Source organism: Pseudomonas sp. SWI7 (genome assembly GCF_006351945.1).
Taxonomy (GTDB): domain Bacteria; phylum Pseudomonadota; class Gammaproteobacteria; order Pseudomonadales; family Pseudomonadaceae; genus Aquipseudomonas; species Aquipseudomonas fulva.
Genome location: NZ_CP040930.1, coordinates 2,567,668 through 2,583,425, shown reverse-complemented (window position 1 = coordinate 2,583,425; position 15,758 = coordinate 2,567,668). Strand labels below are relative to the sequence as shown.

Sequence of the window (15,758 nt, the reverse complement as noted above, 5' to 3'; positions counted from 1 at the left end):
TCTAAGGGCTGCTGCGCAGCTTATCGCGGCATGAGGTCATGCAGAGGGGCAGGGTAACCCCTGATTCGCGCTATCAGAGCCATCCGCTCGACCTGACCCCAGTGCCTGCTGTCCTTACCCAACCCTCAATTCTGCTCGGCCACACTCGACTTGCCCTGACGGGTCTCGATCTCATCGATCAGCCGCTTGGCCAGGGCAGGGTAGTTTTCATCGAAGTGGTGCCCGCCCGGCAGTTTCAGACGCTCGCCCACGGCGGTCTTGTCGGTGCAACCGCTTTCGTCGCTTTCTTCCACCCCGTATACGCACACCACTTTCGCAGGCGGCAGCTTGGCCATCTCAGGTCCAGTGGGCGCCTCTTGACCTTCCTTGCCCAGCCAGCCTTCGACTTCGATCTCGAAGCTGCCGCTGCGGGCAAAGGCCAGCAGCATGACAGCGTCCACCCGTTGCTGGTCTTCAGCCGGCAGGCGGTTGTAGATGGCAGGCAGTACGTCAGCACCGAACGAGTACCCCGTCAGGACGAAACGCTTGGTCCCCCACTTCTGCCGATAGTGGTGCATCAGTTCGGACAGGTCGGCAGCACTTTGCTCCGGTGTCTTGTGTTGCCAGTAGTAGCGCAGGGTATCGATGCCCACCACCGGATAGCCCAGCTTGGCCATCTCCCCGGCCACATCGCGGTCCAGGTCGCGCCAGCCGCCGTCGCCGGACAAGAACAGCGTGACGGTATCGGTGGTTTGACCGGCAGGGACCTCGACCACGGGAATCGCCAGTGCGTTGCCATCCTGGCCCACCAAGGCCTGGGTCAGCTGTGCCTTGAGCACTTGCGGCAGGTGGATGTCATAGTCGCTGATGCTGGTTTCGGCATTGTTCTGGTCACGCACGAAGGCCGCACTGGCATCGTCCGGATTATCGTTCCACGCCACGCTCCAGTGGCCGTGGGGCGCGGTCTTTGGCAGCGGTACCTGACACCCTGGCTGCTCGACCGTAAAGCCCACGGAAATTGCCCGGGCCTTGTCGTCGTTCTGGCTGGCCAGCCAGCGCCAGGCTTGGGTGGCACCCGGGCCAATGCCGGCGACCAGGGTGGGTTTGCTCGGCAACTGCGCCAGGGCCGTGTCCATGGCTTGCTGCTGCTTGGCGCAATCACCGGCAGGCAGCACCACTTGCACCAATTGCGCTTCGGCCGCCTGGCCAAGGTCCAGCAACTGCTTGTGGGTCAGGGCCTGGTCCTGTGGCACGCCGATCGCCACCCAGGCGGTGGGGTGCACGCCTGGGGTAACGCGGGTGATGCTGGCATCGTTGATTTGAAGTTGCTCAAGCTGTGCCTCAGGCGCCGGCCGCGTCCAGAACCAGAACGCCGTGGCGCCGGCCAGGGCGGCCAGCAGCAGGGTGATCAACGGGTAAAGCCAAAAGCGTCGGGTCATCAGCGTTTCACCAATCCAGTCAAGCCGCCGGCAATCAGGGCGGCAGTGTCGGCCAGTGCCACCAGCGGGTCGAGCCCGGCAGGCACGGCCATGTAGCGAGGTTCCCAGTCAGGCTGGAACTTGTCCTTGAACCGGCGCAGCCCCTGGAAGTTGTAGAGTTGCTCGCCACGGCGGAACACCATCGAGCCCAGACGCTGGGTCAAGGGCGCACCGCGCCGTGGTTGCAGCCCCGACAGCGGCACCATGCCCAGGCTGAACCGGCCGTAGTCATGGCTTTTGTAATGCAGGATCAAGCCAATCATCATGAACTCCATGGTCAGCTTGGGGGCCTCCGGGTGTGCACGCATCAGGTCGAGGCTAGCCAGCTCGTTGCTGTGGGTCTCGAGCAGGTTGGCAAAGGCCACGGGGCGGCCTTGGAAGCGAATCAGGGCGATACGGAAGTGCTGCAGGTAATCCGGGCTGAAACGGCCCAGCGAAAAGCCCTTTTCGCGAACGTTCTTGCCACTGAGCCATGCATCGGAAATTTCCTTGAGCTCAGCCAGCGGCGCATGGCCTGGCTCATGGATTTCCAGGCTCAGCCCGTCACGGCCGCCTCGGTTCCACGTGTAGCGCAGGTCCTTCATTTCCTTGCCTTTGGCATCGAGGTCGAAGCGGCGCAGGTCGACACGGGCTTCCTCGCCCAGCTTCAGGGCAGTCAGGCCGATGTCCATGTAGAACGGCAGGTTCTCCGCGCGCACCTGGTAAAACACTGGTCGAGCATGGTGCAGGTCGCACAGGTCGCGGAACTGCCAGATCATCTCGGCACGCTCCTGGGCCGGCCCAATCGGATCGTACAGCGCAACCAGACTACGACCACGGCGGGCATACATCAGAAACGCGTTGTCCCGGGGATGGAACAGCAGCGCCTTGTCGCCGGTCAGGGCCAGGCCGCCATCAGGCTGGTCGGAGGCCTGCAGAATACGGTGAGCCCGTTGCAGTTCGGCTTCATCGGGCAGGTGGATCACCGGCGGTGCGGTGCGCAGCAACCAGGTTAGCGCCAGCGCTGCCAGCAGCAAGGCACTGCCCATCGCCGCACGCAGGCCACGGGGGGCATCGGCGTCCAGGGTGAACTGCCACCACAGTTGATGGCTGTAGGGCACATCCTGGTAGGCGAACAACAGCAGCCACACCGAGGCGCCCACCGCGCAGGCACTGGCCACCAGATACACCGGCGAGAACGGCAGTTCCATCAAGCGGCTGGGCCGATAGAACGAGCGGCGGAACAAAGCCAGGAGCGCGGCCGTGAACGTCAGCAGGCAGGCCTCTTCCCAGTCGAAGCCCTTGAGCAGCGAAAGCAATGCCCCCACCAGCAGCAGCACCGTGGTCAGCAGCCACGCGGCCGACAGGCGCCGGCGCAGGCCTTGGGCCAGCAACAGGCACAGCACGCCGATCAGGCTGGCGCCGAAGTGGGAGGCATCGATCAGCCGATGGGGGATCAGAAAGCCCATGTGCTCAAGGCGGGTATCGATCTCGGGCGTGGCGCCGGAAAACAGCAATACCACCCCCGAGAGGAAGACCATGATGGCCAGGATAGGCGCTGCCAGCCCAGAGGCAGCCTTCATGGCCTGCCGCGCGAACAGCAGACGCCGGGCTTCGTTGGCCAATAGCAGGACGCAGGCCAGCAGAAGCGGCAGCACCACATAGATGATGCGGTACAACAGCAATGCGGCTGCCAGCGGCGCAGCGCCCAATTGGTTGGCGAACGCGGCCAGCAGGATGGCCTCGAACACCCCAACACCACCGGGCACATGGCTGAGCACACCCGCGGCCAGCGCCAGTAGGTAGACCAGTACGAAGGCGCCGAAGGGGGGCGCTTCGGGCAGCAGCAGGTAGAGCACGGTGGCCGCGGCGGCCACGTCCAGGGCCGTGATCAGCAGTTGCAGGCCAGTCAGCCGTGCGCCGGGCAATCGCAGCGTGCGCCGGCCCAGTTGCACCAACAGGTTGTCAGGCACTGGCTGCTCGGCCAACCGCTTGCGATACAGGCCAACTGCCAATAAGGCGCAGGCGGCCAGGACGGCAACCGCAACGCCAGCCAGCAAGCCCTGCGGCAACCGCAGGGCAGTCGAGGCGGCAGGCAGATTGCTCAGGGTGGCCAATGCCGCAAGCGGTGGCAAAGCACAACCGAGTGAAAGGCTGGCGAAGACCGTCATGCGTGCGACTTCGCCCGCGCCCACGCCTTGGCGTGCATACAGGCGGTAGCGCACCGAACCGCCGGATAGCATGGACAGGCCGATGGCATTGCCGATGGCAAAGGCGCTGAAACCACCCAGTACCAACGTTCGCGCAGGCAGCTTGACCCCAGCGTAGCGGCTGGCCGACCACTCGTAGCCCAGCAGGATCACGAAACCGATCACGGTCGCCAGCAGCGCGCCAAGCAGTGACTGCACTGGCACTTCGAGCATGGCATCGTGCAAGGCATAGATGTCCAGCTCGCTCAGCAGGTGGCGGCAGGCGATCAAGGCCATGGTGAACAGCACCAGCGTCACCGCCAGCCCAATCGGCTGACGATAGCGGCTTATCCGTTCAAGCAAAGGCAGGCGCTGCACGGCTCCGGGCAGCGCTGTGGCCAGCGGCACCGAAGGTTCAGGGTTCTGAGCGGTCATGGATTACCTCGGGCGTCAGGCACGAGGTGAAGAAGAGGCGCGGCCAAGTGAAAGTCCCTTTGGAAAACGTATCCAATATTACTCCGGCCATGGGCGCTTAACAGCCCGGCAGGGGTTAAAGATAGTTCATCCACGCAAGGGTAGCGCCCGCCGCTAATCGGGTATGCGCCAAGGCATGCAAGCGTCGCTTGCAAGTAAGGGGTTAGAAACGAAAAACCCCGCGCGTATCGCTACGCACGGGGTTTGTTCTGACGAATATGGTTGCGGGAGCCGGATTTGAACCGACGACCTTCGGGTTATGAGCCCGACGAGCTACCAGACTGCTCCATCCCGCGTCAGAGGTGCGCATTTTACAGCGAAGCGCATTGGTGTCAAGTGTTTAATGAAGCGCGGGGCCAACGCTTGAACAGAGCAGGGCGCATCCATGCTTACCCTGTTGCCGTATGACAGGCAAAGAAAAAGGCCACTGCGTTAACAGTGGCCTTTTCTTGAACTTGGTTGCGGGAGCCGGATTTGAACCGACGACCTTCGGGTTATGAGCCCGACGAGCTACCAGACTGCTCCATCCCGCGTCTGTGGGGCGGATTCTACAGCTTCAGCCGGTGGTGTCAAGTGCTACTCATTGATTTAGCGAGGTTTTTTACGAATTGCTTTTCGCGCGCGCAAAGAAAAAGGCCACTGCGTGAACAGTGGCCTTTTCTCGAATCTGGTTGCGGGAGCCGGATTTGAACCGACGACCTTCGGGTTATGAGCCCGACGAGCTACCAGGCTGCTCCATCCCGCGCCTGTGAAATCGAATTCTACGGATTTATCATGCAGTGTCAAGCAAATAGTGTGAAAAGCCCTTTTTGTTCAATCCTTTAGGTGTGTAAGGCGCGGGCTTGGGTAGCGCTCATGCAGTGAATGCCGGCGCTGCCCAACCATGCCCATGCTGTTTGAACCTGAAACCATGCGCTATTATCTGTATGAATTTACAGTGCTTATGGTCATACATGTCCCTGCGCAAGATCATCCACGTCGACTGCGACTGCTTTTATGCCGCCATCGAAATGCGCGACGACCCTCGTCTTGCAGGTCGTCCCATGGCAGTGGGCGGGTCGGCCGAAAGGCGTGGGGTCATCGCCACGTGCAACTATGAAGCGCGTGCCTACGGGGTGCGTTCTGCAATGTCGTCCCGTCACGCCCTCAAGTTGTGCCCGGACCTGCTGATCGTCAAACCTCGCTTCGAGGCTTACCGTGAGGCTTCTCGAGAGATACATGCCATCTTTCGTGACTACACCGACCTGATCGAGCCGCTGTCGTTGGACGAGGCCTACCTGGATGTCAGCGAAAGCCAATGGTATGCCGGCAGCGCTACACGCATCGCCGAAGACATCCGTCGGCGCGTGGCCCGTACCCTGCACATCACCGTCTCGGCCGGGGTGGCGCCCAACAAGTTTCTGGCCAAGATCGCCAGCGACTGGCGCAAGCCCAATGGCCTGTTCGTGATCAAGCCTGATGAAATAGAAGCGTTCGTGGCGGCGCTGCCGGTCACCCGTCTGCACGGTGTGGGCAAGGTCACTGCAGACAAGCTGACCCGCCTGGGGATCGAGACCTGCTCGCAGTTGCGCGACTGGTCTCGCCTGGCGCTGGTACGTGAGTTCGGCACCTTTGGCGAGCGGTTGTGGGGGCTGGCGCGTGGCATCGATGATCGCGTGGTTCAAAACGACAGTCGACGGCAGTCGGTCAGCGTGGAGAATACCTACGACACCGACCTGCCGGACCTGCCCAGTTGCCTGGCACGGTTGCCGGAGTTGCTGCAGAGCCTGAACGAGCGCATTGAGCGAATGGACAGCACCTACCGGCCGGAAAAGCCTTTCGTCAAGGTCAAGTTCCATGACTTCACCCAGACCACCCTTGAGCAGGCAGGCGCCGGCAGGGACTTGGACAGTTACCGGCAGCTGGTGACGCAGGCGTTCGCGCGCGGTGGTAAACCTGTGCGATTGCTCGGTGTAGGGGTGAGATTACGGGACTTGCGCAGCGCGCATGAACAGCTGGAGCTTTTCCCGCCGGCATAGCGTGCAGTTGAAGGAAGGTGTTGAGAGACGCGAAAGTGCCGCTGTCATGGCGTACTTCAGGTTTATCGCCGACATGTAGGCTTCCATTATGGGGCCAGGCAGCGCGTAAGGCCTTTTAAAAGCAGTTGCCGGCGTTGAACCCACCACGGGTTCAACGCCGGTCAACCACAGGCGGCCATCAATGCCCGGGGTCGGCAACCAGTCGGCCAGTGGCTTTGGTCAAGGACTGCAAGAACTCCTGTTGCAACTCAGGATCGTTGCGCGTCAGCTCGATCAGGCTCTGCTCCAACTCACTGGCTTCCTCTTCAAGGCCCAGCTCGGACAGCCGCTTGACCCGGTGCACCCACTGGCTCACCTCATCATCTTCGAGGTCGTCGAAAATCAGCTCGTGAGCTTCACGCAGCTTGTTGCGCAGCGTGGCGCTGATCAACAAACTGGCATCACCGCGCACGGCATTGTCCTCATCGACCACTTGCAGGTGCAAGGTGCCGACGTGGTTGAGGTTCTGCTCCGAGAAGGGGCTGTCGAGCAGGTTCAGGCGCAGAATGCCCGCGCGGTCAGTGGTCAGCTCATAGGTGTTCTTGCCGGCCTTGACCTCCACCAGGCGCTCGCTCCACGGCATGCTCGTGGCCTCTTCGCGCTTGGCTTTCTGCACTTCGCTGATGCCTGCGAGGTTCTGCTGGGCGCGGCCATTGGAGGGCACGTTCATGAACGGATTAAGGCCGTCCACGCCATAACTGAGCCAATCGTGGGTAATGCTCTGGGGCAGGTTGCCTAGGGCGAAGACGTTGACCACGTTGGCACCCACGCCCGCCACCACCGCCACGGCGCCCAGCGGAATCTCGTAGATTTCCCGCCAGGGTTGGTAAGGGGTGTAGCGGTCGTAATGGCGCGTCACCTCGAACTCGGTGACCTCGAAACGCTTCTGCTCATGCACGCGTACACGTCGTTGCGGCAGCTCCATCACCTTCGGCTCGCCAACGTCGATCTGCAGGGTGTGTTCGAGCAGTTTGCGCTCGACGCGCTCCTCGTGGTCGCTGCGCTGGGGCATCTGGTTGGCGCAGCCGCTGACGAGCAGGACGCCGCACAGTGCGGCGCCCTTGAGCTTATAGGTACTTCGCTTGGACATGATCACTCGTGCATTGATTATCAGCGGCGAACGCGGGCCTGCAGGAAGGTCAGCACTTCTTCGAGTGGCAACACCTGGGCATCCTGCTCGGTACGGTGTTTGTATTCCAGGTTGCCATCGGCCAGGCTGCGATCGCTGACGACGATACGGTGCGGAATGCCGATCAGCTCCATGTCGGCAAATTTGATGCCGGGGCTGGTCTTCTTGTCGCGGTCGTCGAGCAGCACTTCGTAACCTGCCGCAGTCAGCTCGGCATACAGCTTGTCGGTGGCTTCGCGAACCACTTCGGTTTCATAGCGCAGGGGTACCAGGGCAATCTGGAAGGGCGCCAGGGCGTCGTTCCAGATAATGCCTTTCTCATCGTGGTTCTGCTCGATGGCAGCGGCCACCACGCGGGACACGCCGATGCCATAGCAGCCCATGGACAGCATGACCGGCTTGCCATTTTCGCCCAGGACCTGGCACTTGAGTGCCTCGCTGTACTTGGTACCCAGCTGGAAGATGTGACCCACTTCGATGCCACGCTTGATCACCAGCGTGCCCTGGCCATCCGGGCTTGGGTCGCCCTCGACCACATTGCGCAGGTCGGCCACCTGTGGCACTGGCAAGTCACGCTCCCAGTTCACGCCGAAATAGTGCTTGTCGTCGATGTTGGCACCGATACCGAAGTCGCTCATCAAGGCGACCGAACGGTCGATCACGCATTCGAGCGGCAGGTTCAGCGGGCCCAGCGAGCCTGCGCCAGCACCAATGGCCTCGCGCAGTTCGGCATCGGTGGCCATGACCAGGGGGTCAGCCACTTGTTCCAGCTTCGCGGCCTTGATTTCGTTGAGCTCGTGATCGCCGCGCACGATCAGGGCGACCAGCTTGCCTTCCTCGGCGCCGCGTACGATCAGGGTCTTGACGGTCTTTTCGATTGGCAGACCGAAGTTTTCGACCAGTTGGGCGATGGTCTTGGCATCGGGCGTGTCGACCAGGCGCAGTTCTTCGGTAGGGGCAGGGCGCACGGTTTCGCGCGGCACGGCCTCGGCCTTTTCGATGTTGGCGGCGTAGTCGGAGCTGTCGCTGAAGATCACATCGTCTTCACCGGACTGTGCAAGGACGTGGAATTCATGGGAATAGCTACCACCAATGGAACCGGTGTCGGCCTGCACTGGGCGGAAATCCAGCCCCAGACGGGTGAACACATTGGTGTACGCCTGGTGCATGCGGTCGTAGGTTTCCTGGAGGGAAGCCTGGTCGGCATGGAAGGAGTAGGCGTCCTTCATGATGAACTCGCGGCCACGCATCAGGCCGAAGCGCGGACGGATTTCATCGCGGAATTTGGTCTGGATCTGGTACATGTTCAAAGGCAGCTGCTTGTAGCTCGACAGCTCGTTGCGTGCCAGGTCGGTGATGACCTCTTCGTGGGTCGGACCCACGCAGAAATCGCGCTGATGCCGGTCCTTGACCCGCAGCAGCTCGGGGCCGTACTGCTCCCAGCGGCCGGACTCCTGCCACAGTTCGGCAGGCTGGATGCTGGGCATGAGCACTTCAAGAGCGCCGGCGGCGTTCATTTCCTCGCGCACCACGTTCTCGACCTTGCGCATTACCCGCAGGCCCATTGGCAGCCAGGTGTACAGGCCGGAAGCCAGTTTGCGGATCATGCCGGCACGCAGCATGAGCTGATGGCTGATGACCACTGCGTCGGCAGGGGTTTCTTTTTGGGTGGCGAGCAAATATTGACTGGTGCGCATGGTTAGCCGTGTCGATTGCCTAAGACGTTGAAATAGCCCCGCATTGTACGGGGGTGAAGCCAAGGCGTACAGGATGCCCCAGGGCGTCCTGCTTGTCAGCCAAGAAAAAGCCCGGCGCGGTCGCCGGGCTTTTCAGGTGCGAAGCGTTGCAAGCCAGGCTTACAGGATGCTCAGCGGGTACTCCACGATCAGGCGCAGCTCGTCCAAGGATGGGGAGCCGTAGTAGACGCCATCGGAAGAACGGTAGGTGGCTTGACGAACGCGGAAGCTCAGGTCCTTGGCCGGGCCTTCTTGCATCACGTACTTGATGTCGATGTCGCGTTCCCATTCCTTGCCGTTGCTGGTGGTGCCGGTGTCGGCGCCGCTGCCACGCACGTAGCGGGTCATGAAGCTCAGGCCTGGAATGCCATACTCGGCGAAGTTCAGGTCGTAGCGAGCCTGCCAGGACTTCTCGCCCTCGGCGTTGAAGTCGGAACGGGCCACGGAGTTGGCCAGGAACACGGTACCGCCACCGTCGACGCCGTAGCCATAGTCGCCGTCGCCGGTGACTTTCTGGTAGGCCAGGGTGAAGGTGTGAGCGCCGATGTTGTACGCACCGGACAGGCTGAACGCACGGTTGTCGAGCTTGGTCACGCCGTCTTTTTCGGCGCGCTGCAGGCCTTGGCCGTCGCTCTTGGTGTCATAGAAGTTGAAGTCGAACACCAGGCCTTGCTTGTCCGACAGCGGCAGCGCCCAGTTGACGTTGGCGTAGTACTTGCGCCAGTAGTCTTCGACCTTGGAGTAGTACAGGCTGGTGGACAGGCTGTCGGTGAAGGCATAGGTGCCGCCGAATACGTCGGCTTCCTTCAGGCGCAGGCTGTCGCGGTTGGTCTGCTCCTGACCGGTCAGGCTGGTGAAGCGACCGGCGTGCAGGGTCAGGCCCTTGATGTCGTTGCTGGTCAGCAATGCGCCCTGGGCGATTTCCGGCAGCAGGCGGCTATCGTCGGTGGCGAATACCGGCAGGGCGGTGAACTGGTCGCCGACTTTCAGCACGGTGTCGGAGATACGGAATTTGACCGCGCCGCCACCCTTGGAGTAGTCATCCTGCGCACGGCCGTCCGAGCCGTTCGGGAACAGGCCGGTGCCAGCACGGCCCTTGCCGCTGTCCAGTTTCAGCCCGAGCATGCCGATGGCGTCGATACCCACGCCGACGGTGCCCTGGGTGTAGCCCGACTCGTAAGTGCCCACGAAGCCGAGGCCGGTTTCTTCACGGCGGCTCTGGCCGCCTTCGTTGTTGCGGAAATCACGGCTGAAATACAGCATGCGAGTTTTGACGCTCAGCTTGCTGTCTTCAATGAAACCTTTGGACTCATCCTGCGAAGAGGCCAGTGCCATCTGCGAGGACCCCGCCGAAACGGCCAGGGCGATCATGCTCCACTTCATCACGCGCATCGTGACTTGCTCCTTTGGTTTTTTTAGGAAGAGTACCGCTGCATCCAGGTGTTCTAGTTATAGGGTGCAGCTCTTTCTTGTTATGTCGGCGAAAATGTATAGCACGCTGAAGGTCGTTGGCGATATGGCGCAAAGCACTCTGAATGGAACTTTTTGGCCGTGTCGCTGTCGGGCACTTCAGCGTCGCATCCGAGGGTGGTAACGCCCGGTGTGCAGGTGTTGCAGAGAGCATGCCGACTTGGCGTGAAGGCAATGCAACAAGCGTGCTCAACCTGGGCTTGCATTGATGAATTTTTCACGAAATTTTCAGGAAACCGTTTTAACCGCCGTAAATACGGGGGTTGCTCGGACTGGGCGTCCAGCCCGCTCATCGCGTCCATTCAGTTGGCTAGCTTGCTATCAAAGTCAATGTGTTACCGCAACATGTTAAGGCGGTGTCAATTGTGGTGGGCCAAGGCGCCAGTCAGCGTGGCGAAGCACCTTATTGGTGCGAAAAGTAGCGCTGTGTTACCGCAATCGCGCAAGGTATCCTTGCCGCCGTCTCTACCGCCACCGTGCGGGTCGCTTTGCCTGAAGGAGGTACGCCGTGTTCGTTCTTGATCCACGCTTGCAGCAGGACACTTGGGTGCTGGGCGATTTCGCCCTGTGCCAGTTGCTGCTGAGCCGAGATGCCAACTACCCCTGGTTCATCCTGGTGCCCAGGCGTGCCGAGGTCAGCGAATTGTTTGACCTCAGCCTGGCTGACCAGCACCTGCTCTGGCAGGAAACCACACAGCTTGCCGAGGCACTCAAGCGCAGCTACGGGGCCGACAAGATGAACGTGGCGACGCTGGGCAATGTGGTCAGCCAGATGCACATGCATGTGATCGTTCGCCAGCACGATGATGTGGCCTGGCCTGCACCGGTCTGGGGCAAATGCCCGGCCGTGGCCTATACCGACGCACAAGTACAGGCGGTACGCGCCCGCGTGCGAAATCTGCACCTTGAAGGTTTCCAGGAGGCCGCCCATGTCGCTTGAGCCAAGAATGGTCGAGCTGGAAACGCGCCAGGCATTCCAGGACGACACCCTGCAGGCGCTCAACGATGTGGTGGTCGAGCAAGGGCGCGTGATCGAGCGGCTGCAGTTGCAGATGGCCGAGCTGATCAAGCGTTACGAGGAGATGGCGGGTCAGTATGGCAGCGAGGGTGAAGAGGCGCCGCCGCCTCACTATTGATCATCGGGTCGTCAGGCCTGTCGCAGCCTTGGGCTGAGCGACAGGCCTGGTTTGAACGTGTTTAAGCCTGCTCGCCTGTCAGCGGCGCGTGACGGCGACCACGTCCTCGGCCTGCAGGCCCTTGTCGCGGTGCATCACCGAGAACTCGACGCGTTGACCTTCTACCAGGATGCGATGGCCTTCGCCGCGGATGGCGCGAAAGTGCACGAAGATGTCATCGCCTGAGTCCCGGGAAATGAACCCGAACCCCTTGGACGTGTTGAACCACTTGACCGTGCCCGTATCTCGGTTGCCGGCCTCGGTCAGTGGCTGTTGGCTGCTGCGTACCTTGCGCGCGCCCTGGGCAAAGCCTGCGCCCAGGTGCAGGGCCACAGCCAGTGCGGCGCACACCAGCGCCGCCAGGTTGCCAAGCTCTGGTCGAGCGAGCACGGTAAGGGTTTGAAGTACCACAGCCACCACCAGCAGGGCACAGGCGAGATATTGCAGTTGCTGCCTGGCACCTCGGTAGTACAGCGGTACGACAGGGGCCAGGATCAGGTTGAGCAAGCCGAACAGGGCCAGATAGACCGCGTCGGGTTGTTGCAGGAAAGGCGTTGCCTCGGTTTTAAGACTGGGAATGAACGCTAGCAGCAAGGCTGCCGCGCCTGTCACCAGGTGGACGATCTTGAACATGGGATTGGCTCACATTGATTGAAGCTGATCACGGGAAGAGCTGACGGCCCGGTGCGCATGAAGTGTTGGCGCGAACACGTGGCCTTCTGCCTATGCATTCGGCAATTACAGTCCGCACGAATGGCACGCTGCCTATTTAACCGTAAACCTGCAGGGTACTCAAACTGCCACCCGGCGCCCTGCCTGCGGCCACCTGGCAGAGGCACGGCGCTCAGAGTGTTGCTAAAGTGGTCGGCACCCGCTTGGGTTTCACGTTTTCCGAAGGGGAGCATCATGGCAATCGATATCGGCATCAGTGAAGAAGATCGCAAGTCCATCGTCGAGGGGCTTTCCCGCCTGCTTTCAGATACCTACGTGCTGTATCTGAAAACCCACAATTTCCATTGGAACGTCACCGGGCCCTCGTTCCGTACCCTGCACCTGATGTTCGAGGAGCAGTACAACGAGCTGGCGCTGGCGGTGGACGCCATTGCCGAGCGCATCCGCGCCCTGGGTTTCCCGGCGCCTGGGTCCTACGCGTTCTACGCCAAGCACTCTTCCATCAAGGAAGAGGAGGGCGTCCCTCCAGCCGACGAGATGATCCGGCAACTGGTGCAAGGGCAGGAAGCGGTGGTGCGCACCGCCCGCAGTATCTTCCCAGCGGTGGACAAGGTCAGCGATGAGCCAACCGCCGACCTGCTCACCCAGCGCATGCAAGTGCACGAAAAGACCGCATGGATGCTGCGCGTACTGCTCGACGAGAAATAACCGGGCCGTGCCGGCAGGCCTTTCCAGGGTGACTGGGCGGGCCTGCCGCTTTCTGTGCGGGAAGGGTTTGCCGCTGCTCTGCAATGGCCCGTTCGGCGCTTGATACACCCCTTGGTTCAATCATCAGGAGGTGTGCAGATGGCTCAGTCTGGGAAACGGACGGCAGGTCAGGGGCGCTGGCCCGGCAAGCAATGCGTCGACCCATTCACGGCAGATTTCGACATGCTGCAGACCCAGCCTGTGTCTCGCTCGGTGCGGCTCAACGGTTTTTCCACCTGCCTGCGCCTCGAGGCCGTGTATTGGGGTATCCTCGAGCGCATTGCCGCTGCCAACCAATGCTCGGTCAGTGCGGTGTTGTCCTATGTAGACCGTGAGGTGCACCTGCGCCAAGGGGGCGTGCGCAACTTCAGCGGCCTCATACGGGTGATCTGCGTGGCCTGGTTGCAGCAGCCGCCGACGTCGCACTGATCGCCCGGCGGGCTGCGCAGCGCTGGTTAACCATATATAATCCCGCCTTTTGCTGCCCTGGCAGCCAGCGTTATGGTTGACGAGAGACATCCATGCCCCTTTACGACTATCAATGTGCATCCTGCGAGCATCGCATGGAAGTGCTGCAGAAAATCAGCGCCGCGCCGCTCACCGACTGCCCGGCCTGCCAGGCGCCGGCGATGAAGAAACTGCTGTCGGTGCCCGGCTTTCGCCTGAGCGGCAACGGCTGGTACGAAACCGACTTCAAGACCGGTGCGAAAAAGAATCTGGCAGGCGGCGACAAGGCCGACTGAGTTGAATGCTATGACCGGGTCTTGCAGTATTAGCCCTCCGGGCGGCCAAGGCCTCCATCGAATACACGAATCACGAGAAGCGAAACCACCATCATGATGCGCAGCCATTATTGCGGCCAACTGAACGAGAGCCTGGACGGCCAGGAAGTCACCCTTTGCGGCTGGGTCCATCGTCGCCGGGACCACGGCGGGGTGATCTTCCTCGACATCCGTGACCGCGAGGGCATGGCCCAGGTCGTTTTCGATCCGGATCGCGCCGACACCTTCGCCGCAGCCGACCGTGTGCGCAGCGAGTACGTCGTGCAGATCACCGGCAAGGTCCGCCGTCGCCCGGAAGGTGCTGTGAACAGCAACATGGCCTCCGGTGCCATCGAAATCCTCGGCTATCAGCTCAACGTGCTGAACGAAGCCGAAACCCCGCCGTTCCCGCTCAACGAATACTCCGACGTTGGTGAGGAAACGCGTCTGCGCTACCGTTTCATCGACCTGCGTCGTCCTGAGATGGCCGACAAGCTGCGCCTGCGCTCGCGCATCACCAGCAGCATTCGACGCTTTCTCGACGAAAACGGCTTCCTCGACGTGGAAACGCCGATTCTGACCCGCGCCACGCCTGAAGGCGCGCGCGATTACCTGGTGCCAAGCCGCACCCACGCCGGCAGCTTCTTCGCCCTGCCGCAGTCGCCACAGCTGTTCAAGCAGTTGCTGATGGTCGCCGGTTTCGACCGCTACTACCAGATTGCCAAGTGCTTCCGTGACGAAGACCTGCGTGCCGATCGCCAGCCAGAATTCACCCAGATCGACATCGAGACCAGCTTCCTGGACGAGTCCGAGATCATGGGCCTGACCGAGAGCATGATCCGCAAGCTGTTCAAGGAAGTGCTGGACCTGGAGTTCGGCGAATTCCCGCACATGACCTTCGAGGAAGCCATGCGTCGCTATGGCTCCGACAAGCCAGACCTGCGCATCCCGCTGGAACTGGTCGACGTCGCCGACCAGCTCAAGGACGTGGACTTCAAGGTGTTCGCCGGCCCTGCCAACGATCCTAAATGCCGCGTCACCGCGCTGCGACTGCCAGGCGGCGCCAGCATGCCGCGCAGCAAGATCGACGAGTACACCAAGTTCGTTGGCATCTACGGTGCCCGCGGCCTTGCCTACATCAAGGTCAACGAGCGTGCCAAGGGCGTTGAAGGCCTGCAGTCGCCGATCGTCAAGAACATCCCCGAGGCCAACCTCAACACCATCCTCGACCGCGTGGGCGCCGTTGACGGCGACATCGTGTTCTTCGGTGCCGACAAGTTCAAGGTGGTCAGCGAAGCGCTGGGCGCCCTGCGTATTCGCCTGGGTCACGACTTCGAACTGTTCACCTGCGAGTGGGCACCGATGTGGGTCGTTGACTTCCCCATGTTCGAAGAAAACGAAGACGGCAGCTTCACCGCGCTGCACCACCCGTTCACCGCGCCCAAGTGCACGCCCGAGGAACTGGAGGCCAACCCGGCCACGGCCCTGTCCCGTGCCTATGACATGGTGCTCAATGGCACCGAACTCGGTGGCGGTTCGATCCGTATCCACCGCAAGGAAATGCAGCAGGCCGTGTTCCGCCTGCTGGGTATCGAAGCGGCGGAACAGGAAGAGAAGTTCGGCTTCCTGCTCGATGCCCTGAAGTTCGGTGCACCGCCTCACGGTGGCCTGGCCTTCGGCCTGGATCGCCTGGTCATGCTGATGACCGGCGCCCAGTCGATTCGTGAAGTGATTGCCTTCCCGAAAACCCAGAGCGCTGCGTGTGTCATGACCCAGGCACCGGGCATGGTCGACGCCAAGGCATTGCGCGAGCTGCACATCCGTCTGCGCGAGCAGACCAAGGTCGAGTAATCGGCCCGGGCGCAGCCGGCGGTTGCGCCCACGCGCTTCGGCGCAGTCTTTCCACGTTCCG

General features: G+C 61.7%; 13 protein-coding genes and 3 tRNA genes. 7 read left to right on the top strand and 9 right to left on the bottom strand.

Translation table 11 applies throughout. The annotated features are described in order from the left end of the window. Positions 1–125: 125 nt before the first annotated feature. The 5 genes from FH041_RS11880 to FH041_RS11860 all read right to left on the bottom strand — a co-directional run bounded on the left by FH041_RS11880 (position 126) and on the right by FH041_RS11860 (position 4,844). Positions 126–1,418 carry a virulence factor family protein gene (locus FH041_RS11880; RefSeq protein WP_027914204.1) on the bottom strand — a complete coding sequence of 431 codons (1,293 nt, stop codon included), beginning with the start codon at positions 1,416–1,418 and terminating at the stop codon, positions 126–128. Continuing rightward, the gene (mprF, locus tag FH041_RS11875; protein ID WP_027914205.1) at positions 1,418–4,060 is read right to left on the bottom strand and encodes a bifunctional lysylphosphatidylglycerol flippase/synthetase MprF; all 2,643 of its coding nucleotides are present in this window, start codon (positions 4,058–4,060) and stop codon (positions 1,418–1,420) included. Before mprF ends, FH041_RS11880 begins: the two co-directional genes overlap by 1 nt. 258 nt (positions 4,061–4,318) lie before the next feature. Further along, positions 4,319–4,395, bottom strand: a tRNA-Met gene (locus FH041_RS11870). A 160-nt stretch (positions 4,396–4,555) separates the two neighbouring features. After that, a tRNA-Met gene (locus FH041_RS11865) sits at positions 4,556–4,632 on the bottom strand. Between the two features lie 135 nt (positions 4,633–4,767). Next, a tRNA-Met gene (locus FH041_RS11860) sits at positions 4,768–4,844 on the bottom strand. A 208-nt stretch (positions 4,845–5,052) separates the two neighbouring features. Here FH041_RS11860 and dinB point away from each other — a divergent pair. Beyond that, complete coding sequence (gene dinB, locus FH041_RS11855) at positions 5,053–6,117, top strand: DNA polymerase IV (RefSeq protein WP_027914206.1); 1,065 nt, start codon at positions 5,053–5,055, stop codon at positions 6,115–6,117. Between the two features lie 178 nt (positions 6,118–6,295). On the opposite strand, the gene FH041_RS11850 is transcribed toward dinB, so the two are convergent. The 3 genes from FH041_RS11850 to FH041_RS11840 all read right to left on the bottom strand — a co-directional run bounded on the left by FH041_RS11850 (position 6,296) and on the right by FH041_RS11840 (position 10,413). After that, positions 6,296–7,246, bottom strand: coding sequence for a hypothetical protein (locus FH041_RS11850; protein ID WP_027914207.1), 951 nt, complete (start codon positions 7,244–7,246; stop codon positions 6,296–6,298). Positions 7,247–7,266: 20 nt separating this feature from the next. Then, positions 7,267–8,982, bottom strand: a complete 1,716-nt coding sequence (locus tag FH041_RS11845; RefSeq protein WP_027914208.1) for a proline--tRNA ligase — start codon at positions 8,980–8,982, stop codon at positions 7,267–7,269. A 159-nt stretch (positions 8,983–9,141) separates the two neighbouring features. Then, positions 9,142–10,413: an OprD family porin gene (locus FH041_RS11840; RefSeq protein WP_027914209.1), complete on the bottom strand. Its 1,272-nt coding sequence runs from the start codon at positions 10,411–10,413 to the stop codon at positions 9,142–9,144. Between the two features lie 586 nt (positions 10,414–10,999). Between FH041_RS11840 and FH041_RS11835 the strand changes: the two genes are divergently transcribed. Then, positions 11,000–11,431, top strand: a complete 432-nt coding sequence (locus tag FH041_RS11835) for an HIT domain-containing protein (RefSeq protein ID WP_140174662.1) — start codon at positions 11,000–11,002, stop codon at positions 11,429–11,431. Further along, a complete protein-coding gene (locus tag FH041_RS11830; RefSeq protein ID WP_027914211.1) occupies positions 11,421–11,627 on the top strand; it encodes a SlyX family protein in 207 nt (68 codons plus the stop codon). Before FH041_RS11835 ends, FH041_RS11830 begins: the two co-directional genes overlap by 11 nt. Before the next feature lie 78 nt (positions 11,628–11,705). On the opposite strand, the gene FH041_RS23125 is transcribed toward FH041_RS11830, so the two are convergent. Then, positions 11,706–12,299: a cold-shock protein gene (locus tag FH041_RS23125; RefSeq protein WP_027914212.1), complete on the bottom strand. Its 594-nt coding sequence runs from the start codon at positions 12,297–12,299 to the stop codon at positions 11,706–11,708. A 273-nt stretch (positions 12,300–12,572) separates the two neighbouring features. On the opposite strand from FH041_RS23125, the gene FH041_RS11820 reads away from it, so the two are divergent. The 4 genes from FH041_RS11820 to aspS all read left to right on the top strand — a co-directional run bounded on the left by FH041_RS11820 (position 12,573) and on the right by aspS (position 15,697). After that, positions 12,573–13,046: a Dps family protein gene (locus FH041_RS11820; RefSeq protein ID WP_140174660.1), complete on the top strand. Its 474-nt coding sequence runs from the start codon at positions 12,573–12,575 to the stop codon at positions 13,044–13,046. Between the two features lie 138 nt (positions 13,047–13,184). After that, on the top strand, positions 13,185–13,514 hold the full coding sequence (locus FH041_RS11815; protein WP_027914213.1) for a ribbon-helix-helix domain-containing protein: 330 nt from the start codon (positions 13,185–13,187) through the stop codon (positions 13,512–13,514). 92 nt (positions 13,515–13,606) lie between these two features. Continuing rightward, entirely contained in the window at positions 13,607–13,828 is a 222-nt protein-coding gene (locus FH041_RS11810) for an FmdB family zinc ribbon protein (RefSeq protein ID WP_023536249.1), read from the top strand. 93 nt (positions 13,829–13,921) lie between these two features. Then, complete coding sequence (gene aspS / locus FH041_RS11805; RefSeq protein ID WP_027914214.1) at positions 13,922–15,697, top strand: aspartate--tRNA ligase; 1,776 nt, start codon at positions 13,922–13,924, stop codon at positions 15,695–15,697. Positions 15,698–15,758 lie beyond the last annotated feature (61 nt).

Excerpts from the sequence above, each read along its gene's own strand:
- FH041_RS11880 (WP_027914204.1), bottom strand. The coding sequence starts at position 1,418 with ATGACCCGACGCTTTTGGCTTTACCCGTTGATCACCCTGCTGCTGGCC.
- FH041_RS11830 (WP_027914211.1), top strand. The coding sequence starts at position 11,421 with ATGTCGCTTGAGCCAAGAATGGTCGAGCTGGAAACGCGCCAGGCATTC.
- FH041_RS23125 (WP_027914212.1), bottom strand. The coding sequence starts at position 12,299 with ATGTTCAAGATCGTCCACCTGGTGACAGGCGCGGCAGCCTTGCTGCTA.
- FH041_RS11815 (WP_027914213.1), top strand. The coding sequence starts at position 13,185 with ATGGCTCAGTCTGGGAAACGGACGGCAGGTCAGGGGCGCTGGCCCGGC.
- dinB (WP_027914206.1), top strand. The coding sequence starts at position 5,053 with ATGTCCCTGCGCAAGATCATCCACGTCGACTGCGACTGCTTTTATGCC.
- aspS (WP_027914214.1), top strand. The coding sequence starts at position 13,922 with ATGATGCGCAGCCATTATTGCGGCCAACTGAACGAGAGCCTGGACGGC.
- FH041_RS11820 (WP_140174660.1), top strand. The coding sequence starts at position 12,573 with ATGGCAATCGATATCGGCATCAGTGAAGAAGATCGCAAGTCCATCGTC.
- FH041_RS11840 (WP_027914209.1), bottom strand. The coding sequence starts at position 10,413 with ATGCGCGTGATGAAGTGGAGCATGATCGCCCTGGCCGTTTCGGCGGGG.
- FH041_RS11810 (WP_023536249.1), top strand. The coding sequence starts at position 13,607 with ATGCCCCTTTACGACTATCAATGTGCATCCTGCGAGCATCGCATGGAA.
- mprF (WP_027914205.1), bottom strand. The coding sequence starts at position 4,060 with ATGACCGCTCAGAACCCTGAACCTTCGGTGCCGCTGGCCACAGCGCTG.
- FH041_RS11845 (WP_027914208.1), bottom strand. The coding sequence starts at position 8,982 with ATGCGCACCAGTCAATATTTGCTCGCCACCCAAAAAGAAACCCCTGCC.
- FH041_RS11850 (WP_027914207.1), bottom strand. The coding sequence starts at position 7,246 with ATGTCCAAGCGAAGTACCTATAAGCTCAAGGGCGCCGCACTGTGCGGC.